Annotated in this window: 24 protein-coding genes and 1 pseudogene; 7 read left to right on the top strand and 18 right to left on the bottom strand. The window is 61.3% G+C overall.

The window, feature by feature from the left end:
• Positions 1–21 precede the first annotated feature (21 nt).
• Positions 22–405 (bottom strand): DUF6124 family protein, encoded by a 384-nt coding sequence (locus tag BT125_RS08690; protein WP_072406106.1) that lies wholly within the window; start codon positions 403–405, stop codon positions 22–24.
• 523 nt (positions 406–928) lie between these two features.
• Here BT125_RS08690 and BT125_RS08685 point away from each other — a divergent pair.
• The 3 genes from BT125_RS08685 (at position 929) to BT125_RS08675 (ending at position 4,374) form a co-directional block, all read left to right on the top strand.
• The gene (locus BT125_RS08685; RefSeq protein ID WP_072406104.1) at positions 929–1,312 is read left to right on the top strand and encodes a helicase; all 384 of its coding nucleotides are present in this window, start codon (positions 929–931) and stop codon (positions 1,310–1,312) included.
• 142 nt (positions 1,313–1,454) lie between these two features.
• Positions 1,455–2,813, top strand: coding sequence for a delta-60 repeat domain-containing protein (locus tag BT125_RS08680; RefSeq protein WP_072406102.1), 1,359 nt, complete (start codon positions 1,455–1,457; stop codon positions 2,811–2,813).
• Between the two features lie 199 nt (positions 2,814–3,012).
• Positions 3,013–4,374 carry a hypothetical protein gene (locus BT125_RS08675; RefSeq protein WP_072406100.1) on the top strand — a complete coding sequence of 454 codons (1,362 nt, stop codon included), beginning with the start codon at positions 3,013–3,015 and terminating at the stop codon, positions 4,372–4,374.
• Between the two features lie 116 nt (positions 4,375–4,490).
• On the opposite strand, the gene BT125_RS08670 is transcribed toward BT125_RS08675, so the two are convergent.
• From BT125_RS08670 to exbB, 6 genes are all read right to left on the bottom strand, one after another.
• On the bottom strand, positions 4,491–5,888 hold the full coding sequence (locus BT125_RS08670; protein WP_072406099.1) for an aminoacyl-tRNA deacylase and HDOD domain-containing protein: 1,398 nt from the start codon (positions 5,886–5,888) through the stop codon (positions 4,491–4,493).
• Between the two features lie 79 nt (positions 5,889–5,967).
• A complete protein-coding gene (recG, locus tag BT125_RS08665) occupies positions 5,968–8,043 on the bottom strand; it encodes an ATP-dependent DNA helicase RecG (RefSeq protein WP_072406097.1) in 2,076 nt (691 codons plus the stop codon).
• 9 nt (positions 8,044–8,052) lie between these two features.
• Positions 8,053–8,973, bottom strand: a complete 921-nt coding sequence (locus tag BT125_RS08660; protein ID WP_072406095.1) for a hydrogen peroxide-inducible genes activator — start codon at positions 8,971–8,973, stop codon at positions 8,053–8,055.
• Between the two features lie 168 nt (positions 8,974–9,141).
• Positions 9,142–9,900 carry an energy transducer TonB gene (locus BT125_RS08655; RefSeq protein ID WP_072406093.1) on the bottom strand — a complete coding sequence of 253 codons (759 nt, stop codon included), beginning with the start codon at positions 9,898–9,900 and terminating at the stop codon, positions 9,142–9,144.
• The gene (gene exbD / locus BT125_RS08650) at positions 9,897–10,325 is read right to left on the bottom strand and encodes a TonB system transport protein ExbD (RefSeq protein WP_060740040.1); all 429 of its coding nucleotides are present in this window, start codon (positions 10,323–10,325) and stop codon (positions 9,897–9,899) included. Before exbD ends, BT125_RS08655 begins: the two co-directional genes overlap by 4 nt.
• A 6-nt stretch (positions 10,326–10,331) precedes the next feature.
• Positions 10,332–11,315 carry a tonB-system energizer ExbB gene (exbB, locus tag BT125_RS08645; RefSeq protein ID WP_072406091.1) on the bottom strand — a complete coding sequence of 328 codons (984 nt, stop codon included), beginning with the start codon at positions 11,313–11,315 and terminating at the stop codon, positions 10,332–10,334.
• Between the two features lie 188 nt (positions 11,316–11,503).
• Here exbB and BT125_RS08640 point away from each other — a divergent pair, with 188 nt between their 5' ends.
• Positions 11,504–12,361, top strand: a complete 858-nt coding sequence (locus BT125_RS08640; protein WP_072406089.1) for an SDR family oxidoreductase — start codon at positions 11,504–11,506, stop codon at positions 12,359–12,361.
• A gap of 122 nt (positions 12,362–12,483) precedes the next feature.
• Here BT125_RS08640 and BT125_RS08635 read toward each other — a convergent pair whose 3' ends face one another.
• From BT125_RS08635 to BT125_RS08610, 6 genes are all read right to left on the bottom strand, one after another.
• A complete protein-coding gene (locus BT125_RS08635) occupies positions 12,484–13,224 on the bottom strand; it encodes a hypothetical protein (RefSeq protein WP_072406087.1) in 741 nt (246 codons plus the stop codon).
• 55 nt (positions 13,225–13,279) lie between these two features.
• Positions 13,280–13,660: a RidA family protein gene (locus tag BT125_RS08630; protein WP_003229509.1), complete on the bottom strand. Its 381-nt coding sequence runs from the start codon at positions 13,658–13,660 to the stop codon at positions 13,280–13,282.
• Positions 13,661–13,695: 35 nt separating this feature from the next.
• A complete protein-coding gene (spoT, locus tag BT125_RS08625; protein WP_053126562.1) occupies positions 13,696–15,801 on the bottom strand; it encodes a bifunctional GTP diphosphokinase/guanosine-3',5'-bis pyrophosphate 3'-pyrophosphohydrolase in 2,106 nt (701 codons plus the stop codon).
• 60 nt (positions 15,802–15,861) lie between these two features.
• Positions 15,862–16,125 carry a DNA-directed RNA polymerase subunit omega gene (rpoZ, locus tag BT125_RS08620; protein WP_003177259.1) on the bottom strand — a complete coding sequence of 88 codons (264 nt, stop codon included), beginning with the start codon at positions 16,123–16,125 and terminating at the stop codon, positions 15,862–15,864.
• 167 nt (positions 16,126–16,292) lie between these two features.
• Entirely contained in the window at positions 16,293–16,913 is a 621-nt protein-coding gene (gene gmk, locus BT125_RS08615; protein WP_053126561.1) for a guanylate kinase, read from the bottom strand.
• Positions 16,914–16,925: 12 nt separating this feature from the next.
• Positions 16,926–17,789, bottom strand: coding sequence for a YicC/YloC family endoribonuclease (locus tag BT125_RS08610; protein ID WP_072406085.1), 864 nt, complete (start codon positions 17,787–17,789; stop codon positions 16,926–16,928).
• 275 nt (positions 17,790–18,064) lie between these two features.
• Between BT125_RS08610 and rph the strand changes: the two genes are divergently transcribed.
• Together rph and BT125_RS08600 are read left to right on the top strand one after the other, a co-directional pair.
• Positions 18,065–18,787, top strand: coding sequence for a ribonuclease PH (gene rph / locus BT125_RS08605; protein WP_060740056.1), 723 nt, complete (start codon positions 18,065–18,067; stop codon positions 18,785–18,787).
• Between the two features lie 34 nt (positions 18,788–18,821).
• Positions 18,822–19,190 carry a DUF4870 domain-containing protein gene (locus BT125_RS08600; protein WP_060740057.1) on the top strand — a complete coding sequence of 123 codons (369 nt, stop codon included), beginning with the start codon at positions 18,822–18,824 and terminating at the stop codon, positions 19,188–19,190.
• Between the two features lie 178 nt (positions 19,191–19,368).
• Here BT125_RS08600 and BT125_RS08595 read toward each other — a convergent pair whose 3' ends face one another.
• Positions 19,369–20,148: an exodeoxyribonuclease III gene (locus BT125_RS08595; protein WP_013694557.1), complete on the bottom strand. Its 780-nt coding sequence runs from the start codon at positions 20,146–20,148 to the stop codon at positions 19,369–19,371.
• 82 nt (positions 20,149–20,230) lie between these two features.
• Here BT125_RS08595 and pyrE point away from each other — a divergent pair, with 82 nt between their 5' ends.
• Entirely contained in the window at positions 20,231–20,875 is a 645-nt protein-coding gene (gene pyrE, locus BT125_RS08590; RefSeq protein WP_072406083.1) for an orotate phosphoribosyltransferase, read from the top strand.
• 191 nt (positions 20,876–21,066) lie between these two features.
• Here pyrE and argB read toward each other — a convergent pair whose 3' ends face one another.
• The 4 genes and pseudogenes from argB to coaBC all read right to left on the bottom strand — a co-directional run bounded on the left by argB (position 21,067) and on the right by coaBC (position 25,324).
• The gene (gene argB, locus BT125_RS08585) at positions 21,067–21,972 is read right to left on the bottom strand and encodes an acetylglutamate kinase (RefSeq protein ID WP_025216133.1); all 906 of its coding nucleotides are present in this window, start codon (positions 21,970–21,972) and stop codon (positions 21,067–21,069) included.
• 27 nt (positions 21,973–21,999) lie between these two features.
• A pseudogene (locus tag BT125_RS08580) lies at positions 22,000–23,403 on the bottom strand (phosphomannomutase/phosphoglucomutase); the annotation flags it as partial.
• A 252-nt stretch (positions 23,404–23,655) separates the two neighbouring features.
• Positions 23,656–24,111, bottom strand: a complete 456-nt coding sequence (gene dut / locus BT125_RS08575) for a dUTP diphosphatase (protein ID WP_072406082.1) — start codon at positions 24,109–24,111, stop codon at positions 23,656–23,658.
• 4 nt (positions 24,112–24,115) lie between these two features.
• The gene (coaBC, locus tag BT125_RS08570; protein WP_003206865.1) at positions 24,116–25,324 is read right to left on the bottom strand and encodes a bifunctional phosphopantothenoylcysteine decarboxylase/phosphopantothenate--cysteine ligase CoaBC; all 1,209 of its coding nucleotides are present in this window, start codon (positions 25,322–25,324) and stop codon (positions 24,116–24,118) included.
• Positions 25,325–25,334 lie beyond the last annotated feature (10 nt).

Below are 25,334 nucleotides of genomic sequence, written 5' to 3'. Positions count from 1 at the left end.
CAGCCTGCATCAATGCAAGCGCTATCCCTTGGCATCAGGCGCCGCTATCTCCCTGGTTTCCAGATGATCCAACGCCCGCTCGACCAACAACTGCACCCCATCGGCCATGCGGCTGATTGCCAGGGCGATGCAGCGGCGTGAGTCATCCACGTCGTCAGCCAGGTCGGCGGCGATGGTGCTGATGGACAGCAGGTCTTCGGAGGCGTTGGCGAGCAGGGTTTCGGTGTCGATGTGGGGAGCAACGATGAAGAACTGGCTTTTGTCGGTTTCGGGTGGGGCAGAGGGCTTGGGGTTGAGGTAGTAATCGAGGGCGCGGGCGGCGGCGTCTTCGAGCTTTTTTTCTTCCTGCGCTTCGACGCGGGATTTGTGGCCGTTTTGTGGCGGATTTGGAGTGACCTTGAACATATCTATGTACCAGGGTTGGGGTCGACATCCTTTCGCTTGCATTCGAAGAGGTGGCAACTGTGCGTAGGTGTGCAAGACCGGCTGGTACCCCCGGCAGACCCGAAGGTCTCCCACGCACAATCGCCATAACGGACGCGAGCATAAAAAAATGCTCGGTCAATAGCCATGACCAATTGCGTACCAATCCGGACTTGCACGTCCGTGTCACCGTTTTTTTCGATGACGAACAGAGGTTAGCGGCGCTCGAAAGCGCTGCCTAGTTCATGAACAGCCCGGCGTTTTGAAGGAAATGTCCGAGGAGCAGGAGAGCAAAAAGATCAAAAGATCGCAGCCTTCGGCAGCTCCTACAGAAATCGATATAGGAGCTGCCGAAGGCTGCGATCTTTTGATTTCAGGTTTTGTGACTTGGCAGTCATCTTTCGCGAAAACCCGCTTATCTTCCGACAAAGCGATCCGATGATGGCGTTGCGTCGAAGAATCGCTAAACTGCCAGCCATTCATCTTTCTTCACGAGGCTGTGCCCATGAAATTTCGTTTTCTGCTGTGGATGCTGGGGTTGCTGATGGGCAAGGCCAGCCGGACCAATCCAGCCTTCCAGCAGCAGTTGGGTGACAAGGAGCTGGTGTTCCAGCTGCAAACCCTGGACGGCAAGATCGCCCGGCATTTCACCGTGAAGAACCAGCGTATCACCAGCCAGTCCGGCACTTACCCAACCCCAGCCTTCGCCATCGCTTTCAAGGACGCCGCCTATGGCTTCGCCACGATGCAGGCCAAGAACAAGCAGTTGGCGTTCATGACAGGGATCCAGGACAAGTCGATCCAGATCAAGGGCAACCCGGCGCTGGTGATCTGGTTCCAGGGGCTGACCAAGTATCTGAAGCCAAAGAAGGCCAAGCCGAAGGCTTGATCGGGCTTGGCCTGAAAAGCCAATGATTTGGCCGCCAGGGATCATGGCGACTGTCAGCTCTGACAGGTGTGCGGATCGATGTTTGGGCGCTCCATTGTGATGAAACCAGCGTGGTTTCATACACCTCGATGGAGTGACAATCATGGCCCAGGCACCAAGCACCATTCAGGCTGGCACGCTCGACCCGACCTTCGCCGAAGAGGGGGTGCTGACACTGCCGACCCCCGAATTAATAGGCCCCCGCACGCTAGCCCTCCTGCCGCTGGCTGAAAACAAACTACTGATAACCGTGCTCTTGCCGGAAAAGCCCGGCTCTTTCGGACTGGCGAAAGTGAATGAGGATGGATCGATCGATATGGAGTTTGGAGGCGGGACGGGTGTGGTGGAGTTCTCCAAAGAAGACACAAATTTGGAAACGATCTCCCACCTCAGCGGCCTTAGCGATGGTGGGTGGCTGGTGATCGGAGAATATGGATCGCCCAGTGGTTCCGGCGCTTATGTCGTGCGGTTCTTGCAAAGTGGGCAGCCGGATACACGCTTTGGCGAGGACGGTGTTCGCTTGCTTCCGTTTCGTCCTGAGTCAAGGGGGGGAGAAGATGGGCCAGTGACGTTTAGTCGGCGGGACCGAGAAGCCTCCGCACAAACGCCACTATCTTCAGGCAATAATGGTCCTACTGCGGTTGTGCAGCCGGATGGAAAGATCGTTCTGCGCAGTGCGGTATTTATCGGCAGCGACCTGCGTTGGGTGGTGCTTCGTCTTAACCCGGATGGCTCTACTGACTACACGTTTAACGGGACTGGATCCGTGGACATCGTGCTCCCGGGCATTCCCCGTGTCACTAGAAGTGCCAAAGGTATTGTCCTTCAAGCAGATGGCAAGGTGTTGGTATTTGGGGAATATAGCCAACAGACTCCGGATTCCAGGGGGATTTATGTGATGCGTCTGGATGTGACGGGACATTTCGATACCGATTTCAATGCCGGCACCGGCTTTGTGACCGTTCCGAATCTCAGTAATGCGAATGCGGTGGCTCTGAGAGAAAGCGACGGCGCGATTCTTGTCGCAGGAGATACTTGGCCCAACCCAGACCAAGGCTACGACAGGCACGGCTTGATATTCGTGTTAAGTCGCGATGGATTCTTCGATTTTGCTTTCAATAGCGGGCAGCCACTGCTCTCTAAGTTAGTGGACAAGGGTCATGACTGGCATCGCTGCGCATGGCAGGCCGACGGTTCCATTGTCGTCGCGGGTACTACCGGCAGGGGGCTTGTTGAAAAAGGTGTGGCAGCGCTGACGGCGCGTTTTCGCTCTGATGGTTCGCTGGACTTGACCTTCAATGGCAGTGGTTTTGTGCTGTTTGACGAGGAAGTCTATGACGAGACTGTCGAGGTTATGGCGCTAATGCCAGACGGGCGGATTGTCGTTGGCGGTTTCAGGCAGCTACCCGGCCCAGTTTGGGGTCGCTTCTTTGGAAGCTGGATCGTCCGCTATCTGGCTTGAGTGGGACTAGGGAGTAAGTCCTCTCGTCTCAAGGTCTTGAAGGTGCCGTAATCATTCAATCAAAGTTTGAGTCAGAGTTTGGTTTAACAGGCCTGTGCCTTATCTCCAAAAGGTAATGCGAACTGTCATCCCTGACAGGTGTAAACGCGCCTGTTTAGGGATTTCATGAGGTTACATTCACCTCAAGAGCGACAGAACCATGACTCAACCAACAAGCACCACAGCAGCAGGCACTCTGGATCCGAGTTTTGCCGATAAGGGTGTATTGAAGTTTCCAATCCCCGAAATATTTGGGGTTTATACGGAGGCCCTTCTGGCGTTGCCCAGTAAAAAATTACTTTTGGGTATGACTTTATTGGGAGAAATTGGCCAACGCCCCACCGTAGTAATGAGACTGAAAGAGGATGGTTCGCTCGACACTGAATTTGGTAGTGATGGGGCCGGTTTTGTCGAGATTCCTTTAAAAGGAGCGGAGTTGGATATCAGAAAGCTCTTCGGCTTGGGCAATGGTGGTTGGCTGGTAATGGGCCGGTACGCGCTGCGCGGATCTTCAGGCCTGTACCTTGTGCGATATCGCGAAGATGGGCAGGTAGACACGTCATTCGGGGAAGAAGGTGTGCGCTTGCTTCCCTCCACTGGCATGGACGACCCCGGGGATGTCGGGATAGGCAGGGAGGCACTTGGGTCGAGGGATAAAGGGCCTTCCACGGGGGCGCCACGAACCTCCGGCGGTAACGGAGCCACTGCGGTCCAGCAATTGGATGGGAAAATCCTTTTGGTCAGGGGGATGAGAACCGAGTCTGGCCAGAGGAAAGGGACTGTACTGCGTCTTAACCCGGATGGTTCAACCGACTACACGTTCAACGGGTCGGGCTTTGCGATTGTCGAGCTTGAAGGCATTGGTGCTGGGGACAACGTTGCCAATGTGGTGGCTGTCCAGGCGGATGGCAAGGTGCTGGTCGGTGGTGACTTTGATTTGGCAGGGCAAAATGTCGGAGGTGTGTATATGACGCGTTTCGATGCCATGGGACGCCTCGATAGAAGCTTCAATGGCGGGACTGTGACCGTTCGCAACTCTAGCCTTATGTACTTGAGGGCTATAGGCATAAGAGAGGCCGACGGCACTATTGTCGCGGTAGGTAGCGCAGCGCGCGCTGGTGTACGCAATGGATTCATATTCGTATTAAGCGAGGGTGGATTCTTCGATTTCAATTTCAATCGTGGGCAGCCGCTGTTCTCTTCGCTGGTGCCTCAGGGCTTGGAATGGTGGCGTTGTGTATTGCAAGCAGATGGTTCGATCATCGTCGCCGGAACCACGGGCAGGGGGTTTGCTACCGAAGAGGCGAAGGTGCTGACCGCACGTTTTCTTTCTGATGGGGCCTTGGACCCAGCATTCAATGGCAGCGGTTTTACGATTTTCGACGAAGACTTGACGTTTGAAAGCCTGCAAGACATGACCAGGATGCCAGACGGGCGGATCGTCGGGTGTGGGTTAACGTGGATAGATAGGGACCCCTGGGCAGCTATTGGGGGAGGCTGGGTGATTCGTTACCTGGCTTGAGCCATGAGCAAAGCCAGGTAAACCTGCGTGGCGAAGGAGTGGGCGACTGCTACGCAGTCGAGCGGGAGCAAGCTCCCTCGCCACAAAGCTCGGTACACAGTGACCCGGTGCGGCGCTTAGCTGTGAAACTGCGCAGCCAGCTCCCGCAACAACACTTCAGCTTCCAGCACCTTGCTGACCACGTCGTTGGCCTTTTCCCGGGTCAGGCCCACGCGTTCGAGCAGGGCATCCGGGATGTCTTCATCCGGGCCCGAGCCGATGCTGCGGGCGCGCAGCAGGCGCACGGCCAGGCACACCAGGTTCGGGTAGGCGGCGTATTCGCCGTCGTAGTTGGGGTCGTGCTGGAAGCGCAGGGCGGTGGCCAGTTCTTCGGGCATGTCCCAGTAGCGCATCAGCCATGAGCCGATCTGTTCGCGACTGATGCCCAGCAGGTGCTGTTCCACGTAGCTGTGGCACAGGTGCGGGTTGACCTCCAGGTGCCGGCAGATCAGCGAGAAGTGCGGCGGGAACACGTGGGCCAGCAACAGGTAACCGAAGTTGTGCAGCAGGCCGGACAGGTAGGTCAGGCCGCCCTCGGGACGCTGGGCGCGCGGCATGGCGCGGGTCAGGCCTTCGATGACGGCGGCGGTGTAGATCGACTGGTGCCAGTACGGCGTGGTGTGTTGCGGATGGTCCTTGGGCAGGCTCAGGGTCTTGCCCAGGGCCAGGCCCAGTGCCAGGTTTATCACCAGGTCGAAGCCCAGTACCCGGACGATGGCGTCTTCCACTGAGCGAATCTTGCCCGGCGACGCGTAGTAGGGCGAGGCGGCCCAGCTCACCACTTGCGCGGCCAGGGCCGGGTCGGTTTCCACCACGCCGGTGATGTCGTCGATGGTGGCGTCAGGGTCGACCCGCAGCTTGATGATTTTTTGCGCGGTTTCAGCCAGCGGCGGGATCTCGATGGTTTCTTCCAGCCGTTGCTGGATACGCCGGGCGGTGAACGCCTGCACGGCCTGGGTGATTTCCGCGCGGTCGTCGTGGGGGCGGTCCAGGTTGGGGGTGATGTTGCTCACGGCTTCGCCGAACGTCGCGGCGCTGGCCTTGGTGAGCATGGTCTTGAACGCTTCGCTGGTCACTTCCAGCAGCAGCCCCGGCTCGCCGGAGTTGATCAGCAGCTTCTGTTCGCGCAGCAGGCTTTCTTCGTACAGGCACGGTGAGCTGGTCAGCGCCGGCAGGCCGGGCAGCAGGCTCAGGCTGTGTTTGCCGAGCATGCGCTCCAGGCGTTCGGTCGGCACTGCCGTGAGCTTGCGGCCGGTGAGTTCGGCCAGGCGATTGAGATCCAGCAGCTGGCTTTGCGGAAACAGCACCATGAGCGCGCCAACGGCATCGTGCAGCAACACCGCCTGCACTTTGCGGGCGGGGTTCAGGCCGGGTCGTTCGAGTACTTCGTCATAGCCGATGCCCAATTTCTCAAGCAACAGCCGAATAACAGACGGAGCGTGCGGGGCTTCGGGGACGAGGGCAGCTTCTGTCATGGTCTGTATCCGTTTTCCTACAAGTTGGTCAGTATAACCAGCTTGTCCTGCACGCGGGTCTGGAAAACTGAGCGCGTGCTCACACTTGGCCGTATTGCTGCCCATGACGCAGCCAGCGATCCAGCAGCGGGCTGACGTGGTCGGGCCAGCGTTCCAGCAGAGCCTGGGCGGCGTCGCGTACGGCGGGGAGCAGATCGGCGTCGCGCATCAGGTCGGCTACCTTGAATTGAAGCAGACCGGTCTGGCGTGTGCCGAGCATTTCACCGGGGCCGCGCAATTCGAGGTCTTTTTCGGCGATGACGAAACCGTCATTGGTTTCGCGCATGATCCCCAGTCGTTGACGTCCGATCTGCGACAGCGGCGGGTGATAGAGCAAGACGCAATGGCTGGCGGCGCTGCCCCGGCCCACCCGGCCGCGCAGCTGGTGCAACTGCGCCAGGCCCAGGCGCTCGGGGTTTTCGATGATCATCAGGCTGGCATTGGGCACGTCGACGCCCACCTCGATCACGGTGGTGGCAACCAGCAGTTGCAGGGCGCCGGCCTTGAATTCAGCCATCACCGCGGCTTTCTCGGCGGGCTTCATGCGGCCGTGGATCAACCCGACCTTCAACTCGCCGAGGGCGGCGGTGAGGTCTTCAAAGGTGGTTTCGGCCGCCTGGCAGGTCAGTTCTTCCGACTCTTCGATCAACGTACACACCCAATAGGCCTGCCGACCCTCGGCACAGGCGCTGCGCACGCGTTCGATCACTTCGACCCGTCGGGTATCGGTGACCAGAACGGTATTGACCGGCGTGCGGCCGGGAGGCAGTTCGTCGAGGATCGAGGTGTCGAGGTCGGCGTAGGCGCTCATCGCCAGAGTCCGCGGGATCGGCGTGGCGGTCATGATCAATTGATGAGGGCACATCCGCCCACCGACGCCTTTCTGCCGCAGGGCCAGGCGCTGTTGCACGCCGAAGCGGTGCTGTTCGTCGATGATCACCAGGGCCAGGTTCTTGAACTGCACTTCGTCCTGGAACAGCGCATGGGTGCCGACCACCATCGGTGCGCCCTCGGCAATCTGCGCCAGGGCGGCGGTGCGGTTCTTGCCCTTGAGCTTGCCGGCCAGCCAGGCGACTTCGATGCCCAGCGGTTCGAGCCAGCGCTGGAAGGTGATGAAGTGTTGTTCGGCGAGGATTTCAGTGGGCGCCATCAACGCCACCTGGTAACCCGCCTCCAACGCCTGCAGCGCGGCGAGGGCGGCGACCACGGTCTTGCCGGCGCCCACATCGCCCTGGATCAGCCGCAGCATTGGCTCGGGCTGGCTCAGGTCGTAGGCGATTTCGTTGCCGACCCGCTGCTGGGCGCCTGTGGGGGTGAAGCCGAGGTTGGCCAGGTAACGGGCCGGCAGGTCCCTGGCCTTGGGCATGGCCGGGGCGCGCAGGGAACGCAGGCTCTCGCGCAGGCGTTGCTGGGACAGCTGATGGGTCAGCAGTTCTTCGAACGCCAGGCGGTGCTGGGCCCAGTGATGGCCGAGGGCAAGCTCGTCGACATCGGCATCGGCCGGCGGATGGTGCAGGTAGCGGATCGCATCGGCCAGGGGTGCCAGGTGGTAATCCCGGGCCAGCTCCGTGGGCAGCCAGTCGGGCAGGCTGCTGGGGCCGAGCAACGTCAGGGTTTGCTGGCAGAGCTGGCGCAGGCGTTGCTGGGTCAGGCCTTCGGTGAGCGGATAGACCGGAGTCAGGGTTTCATCCACGGGCGGCGGTTCGTCGCCGGTAATGCTGCGGTATTCCGGGTGGTAGATTTCCAGCCCCGACGCGCCGGGCCGCGCCTCACCGTAGCAGCGCACGCGGGTGCCACGCTTGAGGCCTTCCTTTTGCGCATTGCTGAAGTGATAGAAGCGCAGGCTGAGCCCGCCAGTGCCGTCCTGCAGGCGCACCACCAGGCTGCGGCGGCGACCCATGACCACGTCGGCGCCGCTGACGGTGCCTTCGATCACCGCGTCCTGGCCGGGCCGCAAATGGCCGATCGGTACGACGCGGGTGCGGTCCTGGTAGCGCAACGGCAGGTGGAACAGCAGGTCCTGGAGGGTTTCCAGGCCGACCTTGGCCAATTTCTCGGCCATGGCTTCACCAACACCCTTGAGTGTCGTGACCGGCACTTTCGACAGCTCAGTCATGACAGCGGCTTACTTGCCAGCGGGCGGCTTGGCCACGGAGCACAGGCGGATCGAGTCGGCGAGGATTTCGATGGCCTTGGGCCGTGGGAAACTGGCGCGCCAGGCGATGGCGACGGTACGGAACGGCACGGGCGGCGTCAGCGGACGGACTTCGATCACGCCGGGGGCATAATGGTGGCTGTCCACCGCCGACAGCGGCAGGATCGAGATGCCCAGGCCGGATGCGACCATGTGGCGAATGGTTTCCAGGGAGCTGGATTCCACCGTGGTGTGCTTGGCCCCTTCGCTGCCCTTGGTCAGGGTCGGGCAGGCTTCGAGCACCTGGTCGCGGAAGCAATGGCCTTCGCCGAGCAGCAGCAGGCTCTTGTCGTTGAGCAGGGCCGCGTCGATGGTTTTTTTCTGAGTCCAGGGGTGCTCTGCCGGCATCAGGACGTAGAAGGGTTCGTCGTAGAGCGGCAGGGTCAGGACGTCGGCTTCGTTGAACGGCAGGGCGATGATGATCGCGTCCAGCTCGCCGTTGCGCAGTTTGTCGCGCAGCACGTGGGTGAAGTTTTCTTCGATGTACAACGGCATCTGCGGGGCGACCCGGTGCAGTTGCGGAATCAGGTGCGGGAACAGGTATGGGCCGACGGTGTAGATCGCGCCGACTTTCAGCGGGGCGGTCAGTTGGTTCTTGCCAGCCTGGGCCAACTCACGGATGCCTTGGGCCTGTTCCAGGACCTTTTGTGCCTGGGCGACGATACCTTCACCCACCGGGGTCAGGCGCACGGCGCTTTTGCTGCGCTCGAAAATCAGCACACCGAGTTCGTCTTCAAGTTTTTTCACGCCCACCGACAGCGTCGGCTGGCTGACGTGGCAACGCTCGGCCGCATGGCCGAAATGCTGCTCTTGGGCGAGGGTCACGATGTAGCGTAATTCTGTGAGGGTCATGGCGAGCGTCCGTGAAGTTGCGAGCCAAGCATACCGGCTGCAATCGATAGACGCACGTTATCAGACTGGGGGCGCGGTGTGACACTGTCGAATGTTTGTGTGGCGAGGGGATAAATCCCCTCGCCACACAATAAGAAGACCCTGTTACAGGGGCTTGCAGATTTGCGATCAACGCCGGCGCTTGTCGATGGAATACACAAACGGTGCCGTCAGTTCGATGGTGCCGTTGGTCAGCAGCTCCGCCGGTGGCTTGGGCAGCGGTTGGGCGCGGCGGATCATTTCCAGGGTGGCCCGGTCCAGCAACTCCGTGCCGGAACTGCCCACCAATTCGAATGACAGCACGTTGCCGTCGGCATCCACCACGAAACGCAAGCGGTTGGTGCCTTCCTTATTCATTTGCTGGGCTCTGGGCGGGTACTTCTTGTACTTGCCCAAGTGCGCCAGCAGCGTGCCCTGCCAATTGGCCTTGGCGGCCGTTTGCGCAGGTGACGGGCCGGGCGCCGGTTGCGCGGATTTCTCGGTCGGTGCCTGGGTCGGCTGAGTGTCGCTCGGTTTCTGCTCCGACGGCTGTTCCTTCGGCGGCTCCGGCTTTTTCTCGACCACGGGCTTGGGTTTGGGCGGTTGAGGCTTGGGCTTGGGCTTGACCGGCTTGGGCACGGCGATTTCCGGCTTCGGCGCTTCGGCAAGCTTGGGCAGCGGCAGCTCTTCGACCGGCTCGGGCGGTTGCGGCGGTGTGACGACTTTTGGCGGTGCCGGCGGTGGCGGGGCTGGCACCGGCGCCAGTTCGACCATCATCGCCTGGGGTGGCAATTCGATGGGCGCGCGCGAGGTCCAGTTCAGCGCCAGGGCGATGGCGAGCGCATGCACGCCCAATACCACCACAAGGCTACCGCTGTAACGCGTCAGCTTTTGGCGCGTCGTGATCATTTCTTGGGCGCCGTCTCGAGTCCGACCAGACCGACCTTCAGGTAGCCGGCGCTTCGCAGGGCGTCCATCACGCTCATCAGGTCGCCGTAGTCCACGCCTTTATCGGCCTGGAAGAAGATCGTCGTGTCTTTCTTGCCCTGGGTCTTGGCGTCGAGGGTCGCACCGAGGGTGTCGGCCTTGACCTCGTCCTCACCCAGAAACAGGCGCTGGTCGGCCTTGACGCTGAGGAACACTGGTTTTTCCGGCCGCGGCGAAGGCTTGGCCGTCGACGCTGGCAGGTCGACCTTGATGTCCACGGTGGCCAGCGGGGCGGCCACCATGAAGATGATCAACAGCACCAGCATCACGTCGATGAACGGCGTGACGTTGATTTCGTGGTTCTCGGCCAGATCGTCGTCTGCGCCTTCTTTCAAATGCAGGCCCATGGCCGATTACCCCACTTTCACCATGTGCGGTTGCGAGCTGCGCTCGGACGGCAGGTGGTCGAGGTCACGGCTGACCAGCAGCAGGACTTCAGCCGACGCGTCGGAAACCTGGGCCTTGTAGCCGGCAATGGAGCGGGCGAAGACGTTGTAGATCACGACGGCTGGAATGGCCGCGACCAGGCCCAGTGCCGTTGCCAGCAGTGCTTCGGCGATGCCCGGAGCGACGACGGCGAGGTTGGTGGTCTGGGTCTTGGCGATGCCGATGAAGCTGTTCATGATGCCCCACACGGTGCCGAACAGGCCGACGAACGGTGCGGTGGAACCGATGGTGGCGAGCACGCCGGTGCCGCTGCTCATGTTGCGACCGCAGGCGGCAACCAGGCGCTCCAGGCGGAAACTCACACGTTCCTTGATGCCTTCTTTCTCGCGGCTGTTGGCCGACAGGCGCATCTCTTCGAGTGCGTCATGCACCAGCAGGTTGGCGAGGGTGCCTTCCTTCGCGGCGGTGGCGCTGGCTTCCTTGAGGGTGGCGGCTTTTTTCAGGGCGGCGATTTCACCGCGCAAGCGACGTTTGGCCCCCAGCAGCTCGAAGCCTTTGGCGATCCAGATGGTCCAGGTGATGATCGAGGCGATGGCCAGGCCGATCATCACGATTTTCACGATGATGTCGGCGTTCTTGTACATGCCCCAGGGCGACAGGTCGTGGGCCATGCCCAGCGAGTTGTCGGCTTCGAGCGCTTCAGGCGCCTGGGCCTCGACGGCTTGGGCCGGATCGGTGGCGACTGGCGTCGCAACGGGAGCGGCCGGGGCAACAGGCGCCTGGGTCGCTGCAGGTGCGGCGGCTGGCGTCGTGGCTGGGGACGTGGCGGGTGTCTGTGCATCAGCGAATGCGGCGGCAGGTGCCAGCAGCAGGCTGAACAGCAGGGCGGCTACCGTGCTCCAGGCACGAGGTCGGTTGGTTGGCGAAGCGGGGGATAGAGAGCGTTTCATGCTGGCCGGACCTGAGAAAAAAAGAAGGTTGATGTTCTTCCAGGCCTCGTGGGGCCGAGAACAAAAGTGGCAGGCATTATTGCAAGTAATTCTTGTTAACAAAAGTAATACAGTTACTTTTTTTGTCCCATGGCTAGCCGCTCGTCCCCCTCGGAGGCTAGTCTGCGGCTTTGCCAGAGGAGTTCTTGATGTCCGCGCCTTCTGTTTTGATCGCCGGCTGCGGTGATATCGGCGGCCGCCTGGCTCGTCAGTTATTGGCCGCACATTGGCAGGTCCATGGCCTGCGGCGTACGGTTTCGAGCCTGCCGGCCGGCGTCATCGGGGTGGCGGGGGATCTGTTCAGCGAGCAGTGCCCTGCCGATTGGCCCACCGGTTCGTTGGATTACTTGGTGTACAGCGCTGCGGCCACTGACCATGACGAAGCGGGCTATCGCACGGCTTATGTCGAAGGGCTGCAGCATGTGTTGAGCTGGTTGCAGCAGCACGGGCAGCGGCCCAAGCGCCTGCTGTTTGTGTCCAGCAGCAGTGTGTATGGGCAGCAAGCGGGGGAATGGGTCGATGAAACCTCACCCACCGTGGCCGGTGGTTACTCCGGCCGGCTGATGCTCGAAGCCGAACAAGTGGCCCTGGACAGTGGCATTCCCGCCAGCCGCGTGCGCCTGACCGGCATCTACGGCCCGGGTCGCGAGTGGCTGCTAAGCCAGGTGCGCCAGGGCTACAGCGTGGTGGAGGATCCGCCCCTGTATGCCAACCGCATCCATGCCGACGACGCGGCGGGCCTGCTGGCCTTTCTGCTGGAAGCCGATCGCCAGGGCAAGCCCTTGGAAGACTGCTACATCGGCGTCGACGACACGCCTGCCGCGCTGGCCGACGTGGTGGGCTGGTTGCGCGACTACCTGGGTGTCACCCAATGGGCCGAAAACGCCAGCGTCCGCCGCGCCGGCAGCAAACGCTGCAGCAACGCCCGGGCCAAGGCCCTGGGCTGGTCGCCGCGTTATCCGAGTTTTCGCGAGGGGTATGCGGCGATTCTGGAAGGGCGCTGCTGACTTCCAATCGCCTCAAAACACCTGTGGGAGCGAGCTTGCTCGCGATGAAGCCCTAACAGTCAACATCAAGGTTGGCTGTTACACCGCTATCGCGAGCAAGCTCGCTCCCACAGGGTGTTGTGCTATTGCTTTTCCAGCAGCCACTGCCGAGCACCCGGCGTGAACGAAGGCATTTCATCGGCCAATGCCGCATTCACGGTCTGGAAAATCTCCAGCTTCTTGCCGTCACGGGCAAAGATCCAGGTGTTGCCCTGGCCGTTCTGTTGCAGCCAGATGTTGTCGTTGCCGCCGCTCATCGAGGCGCAGTCGCCTGCCAGGCACAGGGCGTAACGGTCGGCGCCCGGCAGGCCGCTGACCTGGCCGTCGGGTTGGAATTGCACGGTGGCGCCCTGGCCGGGGCCGCTGGCGATGTTCCAGGTGCCGCCCAGGTAGGCGGCATACAGCGCGCGTTCGAAGCTGGCGCCGATAGGCGCGCCCTCCGGTACCTGAACTTTCGCACGGTCGAACACCTGCTGCGGCTCGTTCTCGGTGGCGGCCTGGCTCAACTGGTCGCCGTCGCGCTTGAGCTCGCTGGCGGAGCTGCCGTAGAAGTCGACTTTCCAGGTGCCGTCTTCTTCGCCCAGCAACTTGCCTTCGACGTTTTCAAAACCGTTGGTATAGCGCGCCTGGCCGGCTCGGGTGTTGATGTCCCATTCCAGGTTCGGGCCATAGCCTTGCAGCGCTTCGCGCAGCGGGCCGCCTTTGGCGGCAGCGTCGATGGCCGCCTGGTTGATCCAGGTGCCGCTGATGTCACGGTCGGCAGGGTCGCTGGCGCAACCGCCCAGAAAAAGGGCGAGCAGCGAGAAAGCAAGCGCTTTGCGCATGGTGGAATCCTTTCAAGACGAAAACGGCGCAGCGGGGGAGGCTGCGCCGACCTTATTACTCGATGACCAGAATGGCATCCATCTCAACCTGCGAGCCCTTTGGCAGGGCTGCCACGCCAATGGCGGCGCGGGCAGGGTAAGGCTGGTCGAAGTACTTGCCCATGATCTCGTTGACCTTGGCGAAGTGGCTCAGGTCGGTGAGGAAGATGTTCAGCTTGACGATGTCCTTGAAGGAACCACCGGCGGCCTCGGCCACGGCCTTGAGGTTTTCGAACACCTGCACGGTCTGGGCTTCGAAGCCTTCCACCAGCTCCATGGTCTTCGGGTCCAGCGGGATCTGGCCCGACATGTACACGGTGTTGCCGGCCTTGATCGCCTGGGAATAGGTGCCGATGGCGGCTGGGGCCTTGTCGCTGGTGATAACGGTCTTGGTCATTGATGACTCCTTGTAAGGAATGGGCTATTGAGGCGCTATGCGCGCATGCGGGTGATGCGGATAACGCCGGTCAGGGCGCGCAGTTTCTTGATCACGCGGGCCAGGTGCACACGGTCGTGCACGCTGACCACCAATTGGACGACGCTGATGCGGCCATCGCGCTCGTCCATGCTGATTTTTTCGATATTGCCGTCGGCGGCGTTGACGCTGCTGGCCAGCAGCGCGATCAGGCCGCGCTGGTGCTCCAGTTCGACCCGCAGCTCGACGTTGAATTCGCCGGTGACATCCTTGGCCCAGGAGAGCTGGATGCATTTTTCCGGGTTGTGGCGGATTTCGCTGATGTTGCGGCAGTTGTCCAGGTGCACCACCATCCCCTTGCCGGCGGACAGGTGGCCGACAATCGGGTCGCCCGGGATCGGCGTGCAACACTTGGCATAGCTGAGCACCAGGCCTTCGGTGCCGCGAATCGCCAGCGGTCCTTCGGGGCTTGGCAGTTGTTCGCCTTCGCCGAGCAGGCGGCGGGCGACGACATAGGCCATGCGGTTGCCCAGGCCGATGTCTTCGAGCAGGTCCTCGATCAATTCGAGGCGGTATTCGTGGAGCATCACCTGCACGCGCTCGCCCGGGATCTTGTCCAGGGAGCTGTCGAAGCCGTTCAGGACCTTGTTCAGCAGGCGTTCGCCGAGGCTGATGGATTCGGAGCGGCGTTGCAGTTTCAAGGCATGCCGGATGTGCGTACGGGCCTTGCCGGTGACCACGAAGTTGAGCCATGCCGGATTGGGCCGTGCGCCGGGGGCGCTGACGATTTCCACCGTGGAGCCGCTTTGCAGCGGCTCGGACAACGGTGCCAGGCGACGGTTGATCCGACACGCGATGCAACTGTTGCCGACGTCGGTGTGCACCGCGTAGGCAAAGTCCACGGCCGTGGAGCCTTTGGGCAGCTCCATGATCCGGCCTTTGGGGGTGAAGACATAGACCTCGTCCGGGAACAGGTCGATCTTCACGCTCTCGATGAACTCCAGGGAATTGCCAGCGCGCTGTTGCATTTCCAGCACACCCTTGACCCACTGCCGGGCGCGGGCGTGGGTGCTCTTGGGTTGTTCGTCACCGCTGGATTTGTAGAGCCAATGGGCGGCGATGCCGTTGTTGGCCATCTCTTCCATTTCGCGGGTGCGGATCTGGATTTCGATCGGGACGCCGTGCATGCCGAACAACGTGGTGTGCAGCGACTGGTAGCCGTTGGCCTTGGGGATCGCGATGTAATCCTTGAAGCGTCCTGGCAACGGTTTGTACAAATTATGTACAGCACCCAGCACGCGATAGCAGGTGTCGACCTTGTCGACGATGATCCGGAACGCGTAGACGTCCATGATCTCGTTGAAGGCCCGACGCTTGCCGCGCATTTTCTTGTAGATGCCGTAGAGGTGTTTCTGCCGCCCGCTGACTTCGCCTTCGATGCCGTCGATGGCCAGGCAGTGGCTCAGGGACTCTTCGATCTTGTTGACGATTTCCTTGCGGTTGCCCCGGGCGCGCTTGACGGCCTGGTTGATCCGCGCCGAACGCATCGGGTGCATGGCCTTGAAGCCGAGGTCTTCGAACTCGATGCGGATCGCGTGCATGCCCAGGCGATTGGCGATGGGGGCGTAGATTTCCAGGGTTTCCTTGGCGATGCGCCGGCGTTTTTCGCCGGACAGCACTTCCAGGGTGCGCATGTTGTGCAGGCGGTCGGCGAGCTTGACCAGGATCACGCGAATGTCGCGGGCCATGGCCATGGCCATTTTCTGGAAGTTCTCGGCCTGGGCCTCGGCCTTGGTCTCGAAGTTCATTTGGGTCAGCTTGCTGACCCCGTCGACCAGTTCGGCCACGGTTTCGCCGAACTGCGCTTGCAGCGCTTCCTTGGCAATGCCGGTGTCTTCGATCACGTCATGCAGCATCGCTGCCATCAGGCTCTGATGGTCCATGTGCATGTCGGCAAGAATATTCGCCACGGCAAGCGGGTGCGTGACATACGCCTCGCCGCTGCGGCGGCGTTGGCCGTCGTGGGCTTGTTCGGCGTAGAAATAGGCTCGGCGGACCAGATTGACCTGGTCCGTGCCGAGGTAGGCCGATAAGCGATCGGCGAGGGCGTCTATGCTCGGCATGATGATGACTCCTGCCGTTTGCTGTGACCCCGCGCCGTGCTACGTCGACCAGGCATAGGCTTAGACCGCCTCGTTGGACTCGTCCTCGAACGCTGCGAACAGCGGTTCGTCCTCGACGATTTCAGCGTTGGCGATGAACTCGTAGCTCATCAGGCCCTCGGCGATTTCACGCAGCGCTACCACGGTAGGCTTGTCGTTTTCCCACTGGACCAATGGCTCTTTGCCGCCGGTGGCCAGTTGACGGGCACGCTTGGTAGAGAGCATGACCAGCTCAAAGCGGTTTTCCACGTGTTCTAGGCAGTCTTCAACGGTTACGCGGGCCATGGTATTCCTCGGAGCGAATGCAATATGCGCGCTGCCCGGTTGGGCGAGCGGACTCGACAGTTTAAAAAAACACCAGCGTTTAGGGAAGCGCTGATTTTTTAACCAAACCCCTCGGCGCGCTGCGAATACCAATGTAAAGCCGTCGCAGCGGTTTTGGGAAGGGCTGTTCAGCCCAGCAATTCGGCCAATAATTTACCGAAACGTTGCTGCTGGCGTTTCTGCTGCAGCTGGCTGGCGCGGAAAATCGCCTTCAGATCGTCCAGCGCGTGGGCGAAATCGTCGTTGATGATCAGGTAATCGTAGTCGACGTAGTGGCTCATTTCGCTGACCGCTTCACGCATCCGGCCTTCGATGATTTCGTCGCTGTCCTGGCCACGGTTGGTCAGGCGCTGGCGCAACGCCTGCTGGCTCGGCGGCAGGATGAAGATCGAACGGGCCTGGGGCATCAGCTTGCGCACCTGCTCGGCGCCTTGCCAGTCGATTTCCAGGATCAGGTCATGGCCTTCGTCGAGGGTCTGCTGCAGATAGCTTTGCGAGGTACCGTAGAGGTTGCCGAAGACTTCGGCGCGCTCCAGGAAGTCGCCATGTTCGGCCATCTTCACGAATTCTTCGCGGTCGACGAAGTGATAGTTCACGCCGTTCACTTCGCCCGGGCGCATGGCGCGGGTGGTGTGCGAGACCGAGACGCGGATCTGCGGCTCGGCGTCGATCAGGGCCTTGACCAGGCTGGTCTTGCCGGCGCCCGAGGGCGCGGAAATGATGTAGAGAGTGCCGGTGCTGTGGGTCATGTCGGGTTAGCCTTACTCAATGTTCTGCACTTGTTCGCGCATTTGTTCGATCAACACCTTGAGGTTGACCGCCGCCTGGGTGCTGCGCGGGTCGAAGGCTTTGGAGCCCAGTGTATTGGCTTCGCGGTTGAGCTCCTGCATCAGGAAGTCCAGGCGGCGACCGGCCGCACCGCCGGACTTGAGCACCCGGCGGACTTCGATGATGTGGGTGCTCAGGCGATCCAGTTCTTCGGCCACGTCGCTCTTTTGCGCGAGCATGACCATTTCCTGTTCCAGCCGTTGCGGGTCCAGCTCGGCCTTCATGTCGGCGAAGCGGTCGAGGACTTTCTGGCGCTGGGTGGCGAGCATTTGCGGGACCAGCTCACGCAGGGTGCTGACGTCTTCTTCGATGGAGGTCAGGCGCTCGTTGATCAGCCGGGCCAGCTCCGCGCCTTCACGCTCGCGACCGGCCTTGAGTTCTTGCAAGCCTTGGTTGAACAGCGCCAGCGCCTCGGCGTTCAGTGCTTGCGGGTCGCTCGCGTCACCCACCAGCACGCCGGGCCAGGCCAGGACTTCCAGCGGGTTCAGGGCGGCGGGGTTCTTGATCAGACTGGCGACGGTTTCGGCGGCGGCGACCAATTGCGCAGCGCGCTCGCGGTCCACTTGCAGGGCTTTGCCGGTGTTTTCTTCGGTGAAACGCAGGGTGCATTCCAGCTTGCCCCGGGACAGGCCCTGGCGCAGGGCTTCGCGCACGCCGCCTTCCAGGTCGCGGAAGGACTCGGGCAGGCGCAGGTGCGGTTCCAGGTAACGGCTATTGACCGAGCGCAGTTCCCAGCTCAGCGTGCCTTGGGCCCCGGCTTTTTCGACGCGGGCGAAGGCGGTCATGCTGTGCACCATGGAGGTTCCTCGCAATGCAGGCCGGCACGACGGTGGTCGTGGGCCTGGGATCTGTAGATAAAAGCCCGAGGGCAGCAAAGGCGCAGGATTGTAGCGCAGTGGGGCGCAAGCGCCCAAACAGCTCCGGTAACAAAGCGCCGCAGCCCGTCGGCCGGGGCTTTGAGGGTGCTCACCCGCGCCAGCTTTTTAGCGCTGCGCGACGTTTTAACTGCCCTCTGACGGTTCACGGCTCTATAATGCCAGGCAGTTTTCCGTCCTCTGTACAGGTGTTCCCTATGAAACGTCCAAGTGGTCGCGCTGCCGATCAGCTTCGCTCGATCCGCATTACCCGCAACTACACCAAACACGCCGAGGGATCTGTACTGGTCGAGTTCGGTGATACCAAGGTCATCTGCACCGTCAGCGTTGAAAACGGCGTGCCACGGTTCCTCAAGGGCCAGGGCCAGGGCTGGCTGACCGCTGAATACGGCATGCTGCCGCGCGCCACCGGTGAGCGGAACCAGCGTGAGGCCAGCCGTGGCAAGCAGGGCGGTCGTACCCTGGAAATCCAACGGCTGATCGGTCGTTCGCTGCGCGCTGCGCTGGACATGTCCAAGCTGGGCGACGTGACGCTGTATGTCGATTGCGACGTGATCCAGGCCGATGGCGGCACCCGTACGGCCTCCATCACCGGGGCCATGGTTGCGCTGGTCGATGCCTTGAAAGTGATCAAGAAGCGCGGCGGCCTCAAGGGCGGCGACCCGCTCAAGCAAATGATCGCCGCTGTGTCCGTGGGCATGTACCAAGGCGAGCCGGTGCTGGATCTGGACTACCTCGAAGACTCTGCCGCCGAGACCGACCTGAACGTAGTCATGACCAGCGCCGGCGGTTTCATCGAAGTCCAGGGTACCGCCGAAGGCGCGCCGTTCCAGCCGGAAGATTTGAACGCTATGCTGGAGTTGGCGAAGAAAGGCATGAACGAGATCTTCGAATTGCAAAAGGCCGCGTTGGCCGACTGATCGATTCCCGCTTCAAGACAACAAGGAGAGCGTCATGAGTGATGAGCAAATCCTGCTGCCCCAGCCGAGCAAAGAGGCGCGTCAATGGGCGATGTTTTGTCACCTGTCCGCCTTGTTGGGGATCTGGATTCCGTTTGGCACGCTGATCGGGCCGTTGGTGCTTTGGCAGCTCAAGCGTGAATCCGACCCGTTCATCGATGCCCAGGGCAAGGAAGCGCTGAACTTCCAGATCACCGTGGCGATTGCTTCGGCCATCTGCCTGCTGCTGATGATCGTGGTGATTGGCTTCTTCCTGTTCGGCCTGGTGGCCATTGGTGCTCTGGTGCTGACCATCATTGGCGGCGTGAAGGCGAATGAAGGGCAGCCGTATCGGTATCCGTTTACCTGGCGGTTGGTCAAATAACGATCAGCTGGCGCCTTTCCCTGTGGGAGCGAGCTTGCTCGCGATGGCGATGTGTCATTCAGCATTGATGTTGACTGATTCACCGTCATCGCGAGCAAGCTCGCTCCCACAGTTGATTTTCAGTGGCCACAAAAAAACCGACATCTCTGTCGGTTTTTTTGTGGCTGCGAAACGACACTCAGATCGTCAGCGTCCAGTCGTAATCCACGATCAACGGCGCATGCTGCGAGAACCGTGGCTGGCGCGGCAGGCGGGCGCTGCGTACGAAGCGGCGCAGGCCGGGCGTCAGTAGCTGATAATCAAAACGCCAGCCGAGGTTGAGCATCTCGGCCTGTTCATTGTCTGGCCACCAACTGTACTGATCGCCCTCACGACTGACTTCGCGCAGGGCATCGACATAACCCATGTTGCCAATGATCTCGTCCATCCAGGCCCGTTCCGGCGCCAGGAAACCCGGGGATTGTTGGCTGTCGCGCCAGTTCTTGATATCCAGCTTCTGTTGCGCCACGTACAGCGAGCCACAATAAATGTACTCGCGACGTTTGCGTCGCTGTTTATCCAGATAACGGGCGAAGTCGTCCATTAACTTGAATTTCTGATTCAAATCTTCATCGCCGTTCTGCCCCGAAGGGAGCAGTAAGGTCGCGATGCTGACCTTGTCGAAATCGGCTTGCAGGTAGCGCCCGTAGCGGTCCGCCGTCTCGAAACCGAGACCGTTGATGACAGCCTTCGGTTGCAGCCGCGAGTACAAAGCCACGCCACCCTGGGCGGGGACTTCGGCATCGCAGGCGTAAAGGAAGTAACCATCCAGTTGGAAGGCTGCATCGTCCAGTTCAAAGGCGGAGGCGCGGGTGTCCTGCAGGCAGATGACGTCGGCATTCTGTGCTTGCAGCCAACTGAGCAAACCACGCTCCACTGCAGCCTGAATACCATTGACGTTCACACTGATGATCCGCATAAATGGCCCCAAAAATCACGTGCGTGTATGATACACGGCGTGTACCTATTTAGCTAAATCCGTGGTATTTGGGGCTTTTTTCATGCAGGCGTATCAGCGCGATTTCATTCGTTTTGCCATCGATCGCGGCGTTTTGCGCTTCGGTGAGTTCACCCTCAAGTCCGGTCGCACCAGCCCGTACTTCTTCAATGCGGGCCTGTTCAACAGCGGAACCGCCCTGGCGCAGTTGGGGCGGTTCTACGCGGCAGCCATCGTCGAGAGCGGCATTCCGTTCGACGTGCTGTTCGGCCCGGCCTACAAAGGCATCCCGCTGGCCGCCACCACTGCGGTCGCCTTGGCCGAGCACCACGACCGCGACCTGCCCTGGTGCTTCAACCGCAAGGAAGCCAAGGCCCACGGCGAAGGCGGCAGCCTGGTCGGCGCGCCGCTGACCGGCGATGTATTGATCATCGACGACGTGATCACCGCCGGCACCGCCATTCGCGAAGTGATGCAGATCATCGCTTCCCAGGAAGGCGCCAAGGCAGCCGGCGTGCTGATCGCCCTGAACCGTCAGGAGCGCGGCAACGGTGAGTTGTCGGCGATCCAGGAAGTGGAGCGCGACTTTGGCATTCCGGTGATCAGCATCGTGTCGCTGAACCAGGTGCTGGAGTTTTTGGCCGACGACCCGCAGCTCAAGCAGCATTTGCCGGCGGTTGAGGCTTATCGCGCGCAGTTTGGCGTTTGATTGGCTTGCGCTAAACCCCTGTGGGAGCGGGCTTGCTAGCGAATGCGGCGGCACATCCGACATTGTGTTTGTCTGACCCACCGCTTTCGCGAGCAAGCCCGCTCCCACATAAGTCTGCCTTCACTAGTAATCAGTGCCAAAAAAGACCCCGCTCAACCAGGTTGAGCGGGGTCTTTTTTTACCGGTATCGCTTAAGGACGCTTGCGATTACTGATCAACGTACCCACACCCGTATCGGTGAAGATCTCCAGCAGAATCGCGTTCGGTACCCGGCCGTCGATGATCAGCGAGCTGCCGACGCCGCCCTGTACCGCTTCCAGCGCGCAACGAATCTTCGGCAGCATGCCGCCGTAGATGGTGCCATCGGCGATCAGGTCGTCGACCTGCTGGGTCGACAACCCGGTCAGGACCTTGCCGGTCTTGTCCATCAGACCGGCGATGTTGGTCAGCAGCATCAGCTTTTCAGCTTTCAGTGCTTCGGCCACCTTGCCGGCCACCAGGTCGGCGTTGATGTTGTACGACTCGCCGTTGGCGCCCACGCCGATGGGCGCGATCACCGGGATGAAGTCGCCCTTGACCAGCAGGTTCAGCAGGTCGGTGTTGATGCCGACCACTTCGCCCACATGACCGATGTCGATGATTTCCGGCTGGGTCATCTCCGGCGTCTGGCGGGTGACGGTGAGTTTCTTCGCCCGGATCAGCTCGGCGTCCTTGCCCGTCAGGCCAATGGCGCTGCCGCCATGGCGGTTGATCAGGTTGACGATGTCCTTGTTGACCTGGCCGCCGAGGACCATTTCCACCACATCCATGGTCTGCGCGTCAGTCACGCGCATGCCATCGATGAAGTGACTCTCGATCGAAAGGCGCTTGAGCAGGTCGCCGATTTGCGGACCGCCGCCGTGGACCACCACCGGGTTGATGCCCACGGCCTTCATCAGCACGATGTCGCGGGCGAAGCCGGTTTTCAGCTCCTCGCTTTCCATCGCGTTGCCGCCGTATTTGATCACCAGGGTCTTGCCGACGTAGCGTCGGATATAAGGCAACGCTTCGGACAGGACCTTGGCGGTGTTGGCGGCGGCTTCGCGTTCGAGGGTCATTCAGGGCTCCGGTAGTGCTTCAAAAAATCAAAACGGTAGTTGGAGATCGGGTGCAACACGTTTGAGTTGGGTGTGGAACACGTCCTTGATGCGCTGCAGTTCGGCTTCGTTGTCGGCCTCGAAACGCAGCACCAGCACCGGCGTGGTATTGGACGCGCGGACCAGGCCCCAGCCTTGTGGGTAGTCGACCCGTACACCGTCGATGGTGGTCAGTTCGGCGCCTTCGCCCCACTGGGCGTCGTGCAGTGCATCAATGATGCTGAATTTGCTCTCTTCGGTCACATGGATATTGATTTCCGGCGTAGAAATATCGTTCGGGAAGGTTGCGAACAGTTCTTCGGCCGTGGATTTTTCCTTGCTGAGGATCTCCAGCAGGCGCGCGGCGCTGTAGATACCGTCGTCGAAACCGAACCAGCGCTCCTTGAAGAAGATGTGGCCACTCATTTCACCGGCCAGCAGGGCGCCGCTCTGTTTCATTTTTTTCTTGATCAACGAATGACCGGTTTTCCACATCAGCGGGCGACCGCCATATTCCTTGATCAGCGGGACCAGGCGACGGGTGCACTTAACGTCGAAGATGATTTCGGCATTCGGATTGCGCGCCACCACGTCACGAGCGAACAGCATCAACAGGCGGTCGGGGAACACCACGCTGCCGGTATTGGTCACCACGCCGACGCGGTCGCCGTCGCCGTCGAAGGCTAGGCCCAGGTCGGCGTTGGTTTCCTTGACCTTGGCGATCAGGTCTTGCAGGTTTTCCAGTTTGCCCGGGTCCGGGTGGTGGTTGGGGAAGTTGCCGTCCACGTCGCAGAACAGTGGGATGACTTCGCAGTTCAGGGCTTCGATCAGTTGCGGAGCGATCACGCCGGCCGCGCCGTTGCCGCAGTCGACCACCACTTTCAGGCGTCGGGCGAGCTTCACATCCTTGACGATCTCGTCGTTGTAGCGCTCGAGGATGTCGACCTTGGTCACGCTGCCCTGACCGCTGCTCAGGTCATTGGTCTTGAGGCGGGTGTGCAGGGCCTGGATCTGCTCGTTGGCGAGGGTGTCGCCTGCGATGACGATCTTGAAGCCGTTGTAGTTCGACGGGTTGTGGCTGCCGGTGAGCATGACCCCGGATTTGCCGGCCAGCACGTTGGCGGCGTAGTACAGCGCTGGCGTCGGAACCAGGCCCACGTCGCTGACGTGGCAGCCGCTGTCGGCGACGCCTTTGATCAATTGTTCGACCAGCTCGGGGCCGGACAAGCGGCCGTCGCGACCGACGCACACGTTCGGTTCACCCTGGGCCAGGCTTTGGGAGCCAATGGCGCGACCGATCCAGTAGGCGGTTTCGGCGGTGAGGGTTTCCGGTACCACACCACGGATGTCGTAGGCGCGGAAGATGCTATCAGGGAAGATCGGGGCGATTGCGGCTGGGGTGTTCATGGGCGGGGCGCTCTATCAGGAAAGTGACTGGACAGGCCGACACTGGGCGTCGGCAGGCTCAAGCTGAAGGGTATGACGGCGTTTTTGACAGAGAGTTCGTGGTGGGAAATTGCCATGAGACAGCGTTACCCCGACCTTCCTCGCCTAATACGTTGATTCCGGATGGGAAACCTAGCAGAAAGCCATTGCGCATTTTTTGTCCTGAAACAGAAGCTTAATAAACGGGCCGGGCAGGACGCCCGGCCTGGAACCCCACGGTCAATGGCTGCCGGAATGCCCGAAACCACCGGCGCCGCGCTGGCTCTTGTCGAATTCCTCGACCAGTTCGAAGTGGGCCTGGACCACCGGCACCAGTACCAACTGCGCGATGCGCTCGCCCACGGCAATGTTGAAGGCCGTTTGGCCGCGGTTCCAGCACGACACCATCAATTCGCCCTGGTAGTCGGAATCGATCAGGCCCACCAGGTTGCCCAGCACGATGCCGTGCTTGTGGCCCAAGCCCGAGCGCGGCAGGATCAGCGCGGCTAGGCCCGGGTCGCCGATATACACCGACAGACCGGTAGGAATCAGCAGGGTCTGGCCTGGTTCCAGAATCGTGTCCTGCTTGAGCATCGCCCGCAGGTCGAGGCCGGCGGAGCCCGGTGTGGCGTATTGCGGCAGCGGGAATTCGCTACCGATGCGTGGGTCGAGGATCTTGGCTTGTAGGGCGTGCATGACATTAAACCTGGTTCAGACGTTCGGCGATAAAAGTGATCAGCTGACGGGCAATCTTGCTCTTGCTGGTCTGGGCGAAAAGCGTGGCGTGCAACTGGCGGTCGATCACGCTGCAGGCGTTTTCTTCGCTGTTGAAGCCGATGCTCGGATTGGCGACGTCGTTGGCGACGATCAAGTCCAGATTCTTGTCCTTGAGTTTGCGCGCGGCGTAATCGAGCAGGTGTTCGGTCTCGGCGGCGAAGCCGACACTGAACGGACGGTCGGGGCGGGTGGCGATGCTGGCCAGGATGTCGGGGTTGCGCACCATTTGCAGTAGCAGGCCGTCACCGCTTGTAGGGTCTTTCTTCAATTTTTGCGGGGCAACAACTTCGGGGCGGTAGTCCGCTACCGCCGCCGAGGCGATGAATAGGTCGCAGGGGATGGCGGCTTCGCAGGCCGCGAGCATGTCCCGGGCGCTGACCACGTCGATGCGGGTGACCCGATCCGGGGTCGGCAGGTGCACGGGGCCGGTGATCAGCGTCACCCGGGCGCCAGCTTCCACCGCCGCTTCGGCCAGGGCGAAACCCATTTTCCCGGAGCTGTGGTTGGTGATGTAGCGCACCGGGTCGATGTTTTCCTGGGTCGGCCCGGCGGTGATCAGCACGTGCTTGCCTGTCAGGGCCTGACGCTGGAAGCAGTCGGCAGCGCACTGGGCCAAGTCCGTGGCTTCGAGCATGCGCCCCATGCCGACATCGCCGCAGGCCTGGCTGCCGGAGGCTGGGCCGAAGACTTTCAGGGCGCGGCTCTCCAGCAATTGCAGGTTGGCCTGGGTGGCTGGGTCGCGCCACATGGCCTGGTTCATGGCCGGTGCGACGGCGACCACGGCGTCGGTGGCGAGCACCAGGGTGGTCAGCAAATCATCGGCAATACCCTGGGCCAGGCGGGCGATCAGGTCAGCCGTGGCCGGGGCGATCAGCACCAGGTCGGCCCATTTGGCCAGTTCGATATGGCCCATGGCGGCTTCGGCCGCCGGGTCGAGCAAGTCCAGGTGGACCGGGTGCCCGGACAGGGCTTGCATGGTCAGAGGGGTAATGAACTCGCTGCCGCCACGGGTCATGACGACCCGTACTTCCGCGCCTTGGTCGATGAGTCGGCGAACCAGCTCGGCGCTCTTGTAGGCGGCAATGCCGCCGCCGACGCCCAGAACGATGCGTTTCCGATACAGCCGCTGCATAGGCCTGCCT

The sequence above is a fragment of the Pseudomonas sp. NFACC04-2 genome (genome assembly GCF_900119265.1).
Taxonomy (GTDB): Bacteria; Pseudomonadota; Gammaproteobacteria; order Pseudomonadales; family Pseudomonadaceae; genus Aquipseudomonas; species Aquipseudomonas fluorescens_AA.
The sequence above is the reverse complement of the archived record's forward strand: the minus strand, read 5'-3'. Positions and strand labels throughout refer to the sequence as shown.

Excerpts from the sequence above, each read along its gene's own strand:
- BT125_RS08690 (WP_072406106.1), bottom strand. The coding sequence starts at position 405 with ATGTTCAAGGTCACTCCAAATCCGCCACAAAACGGCCACAAATCCCGC.
- BT125_RS08685 (WP_072406104.1), top strand. The coding sequence starts at position 929 with ATGAAATTTCGTTTTCTGCTGTGGATGCTGGGGTTGCTGATGGGCAAG.
- BT125_RS08680 (WP_072406102.1), top strand. The coding sequence starts at position 1,455 with ATGGCCCAGGCACCAAGCACCATTCAGGCTGGCACGCTCGACCCGACC.
- BT125_RS08675 (WP_072406100.1), top strand. The coding sequence starts at position 3,013 with ATGACTCAACCAACAAGCACCACAGCAGCAGGCACTCTGGATCCGAGT.
- BT125_RS08670 (WP_072406099.1), bottom strand. The coding sequence starts at position 5,888 with ATGACAGAAGCTGCCCTCGTCCCCGAAGCCCCGCACGCTCCGTCTGTT.
- recG (WP_072406097.1), bottom strand. The coding sequence starts at position 8,043 with ATGACTGAGCTGTCGAAAGTGCCGGTCACGACACTCAAGGGTGTTGGT.
- BT125_RS08660 (WP_072406095.1), bottom strand. The coding sequence starts at position 8,973 with ATGACCCTCACAGAATTACGCTACATCGTGACCCTCGCCCAAGAGCAG.
- BT125_RS08655 (WP_072406093.1), bottom strand. The coding sequence starts at position 9,900 with ATGATCACGACGCGCCAAAAGCTGACGCGTTACAGCGGTAGCCTTGTG.
- exbD (WP_060740040.1), bottom strand. The coding sequence starts at position 10,325 with ATGGGCCTGCATTTGAAAGAAGGCGCAGACGACGATCTGGCCGAGAAC.
- exbB (WP_072406091.1), bottom strand. The coding sequence starts at position 11,315 with ATGAAACGCTCTCTATCCCCCGCTTCGCCAACCAACCGACCTCGTGCC.
- BT125_RS08640 (WP_072406089.1), top strand. The coding sequence starts at position 11,504 with ATGTCCGCGCCTTCTGTTTTGATCGCCGGCTGCGGTGATATCGGCGGC.
- BT125_RS08635 (WP_072406087.1), bottom strand. The coding sequence starts at position 13,224 with ATGCGCAAAGCGCTTGCTTTCTCGCTGCTCGCCCTTTTTCTGGGCGGT.
- BT125_RS08630 (WP_003229509.1), bottom strand. The coding sequence starts at position 13,660 with ATGACCAAGACCGTTATCACCAGCGACAAGGCCCCAGCCGCCATCGGC.
- spoT (WP_053126562.1), bottom strand. The coding sequence starts at position 15,801 with ATGCCGAGCATAGACGCCCTCGCCGATCGCTTATCGGCCTACCTCGGC.
- rpoZ (WP_003177259.1), bottom strand. The coding sequence starts at position 16,125 with ATGGCCCGCGTAACCGTTGAAGACTGCCTAGAACACGTGGAAAACCGC.
- gmk (WP_053126561.1), bottom strand. The coding sequence starts at position 16,913 with ATGACCCACAGCACCGGCACTCTCTACATCATTTCCGCGCCCTCGGGC.
- BT125_RS08610 (WP_072406085.1), bottom strand. The coding sequence starts at position 17,789 with ATGGTGCACAGCATGACCGCCTTCGCCCGCGTCGAAAAAGCCGGGGCC.
- rph (WP_060740056.1), top strand. The coding sequence starts at position 18,065 with ATGAAACGTCCAAGTGGTCGCGCTGCCGATCAGCTTCGCTCGATCCGC.
- BT125_RS08600 (WP_060740057.1), top strand. The coding sequence starts at position 18,822 with ATGAGTGATGAGCAAATCCTGCTGCCCCAGCCGAGCAAAGAGGCGCGT.
- BT125_RS08595 (WP_013694557.1), bottom strand. The coding sequence starts at position 20,148 with ATGCGGATCATCAGTGTGAACGTCAATGGTATTCAGGCTGCAGTGGAG.
- pyrE (WP_072406083.1), top strand. The coding sequence starts at position 20,231 with ATGCAGGCGTATCAGCGCGATTTCATTCGTTTTGCCATCGATCGCGGC.
- argB (WP_025216133.1), bottom strand. The coding sequence starts at position 21,972 with ATGACCCTCGAACGCGAAGCCGCCGCCAACACCGCCAAGGTCCTGTCC.
- dut (WP_072406082.1), bottom strand. The coding sequence starts at position 24,111 with ATGCACGCCCTACAAGCCAAGATCCTCGACCCACGCATCGGTAGCGAA.
- coaBC (WP_003206865.1), bottom strand. The coding sequence starts at position 25,324 with ATGCAGCGGCTGTATCGGAAACGCATCGTTCTGGGCGTCGGCGGCGGC.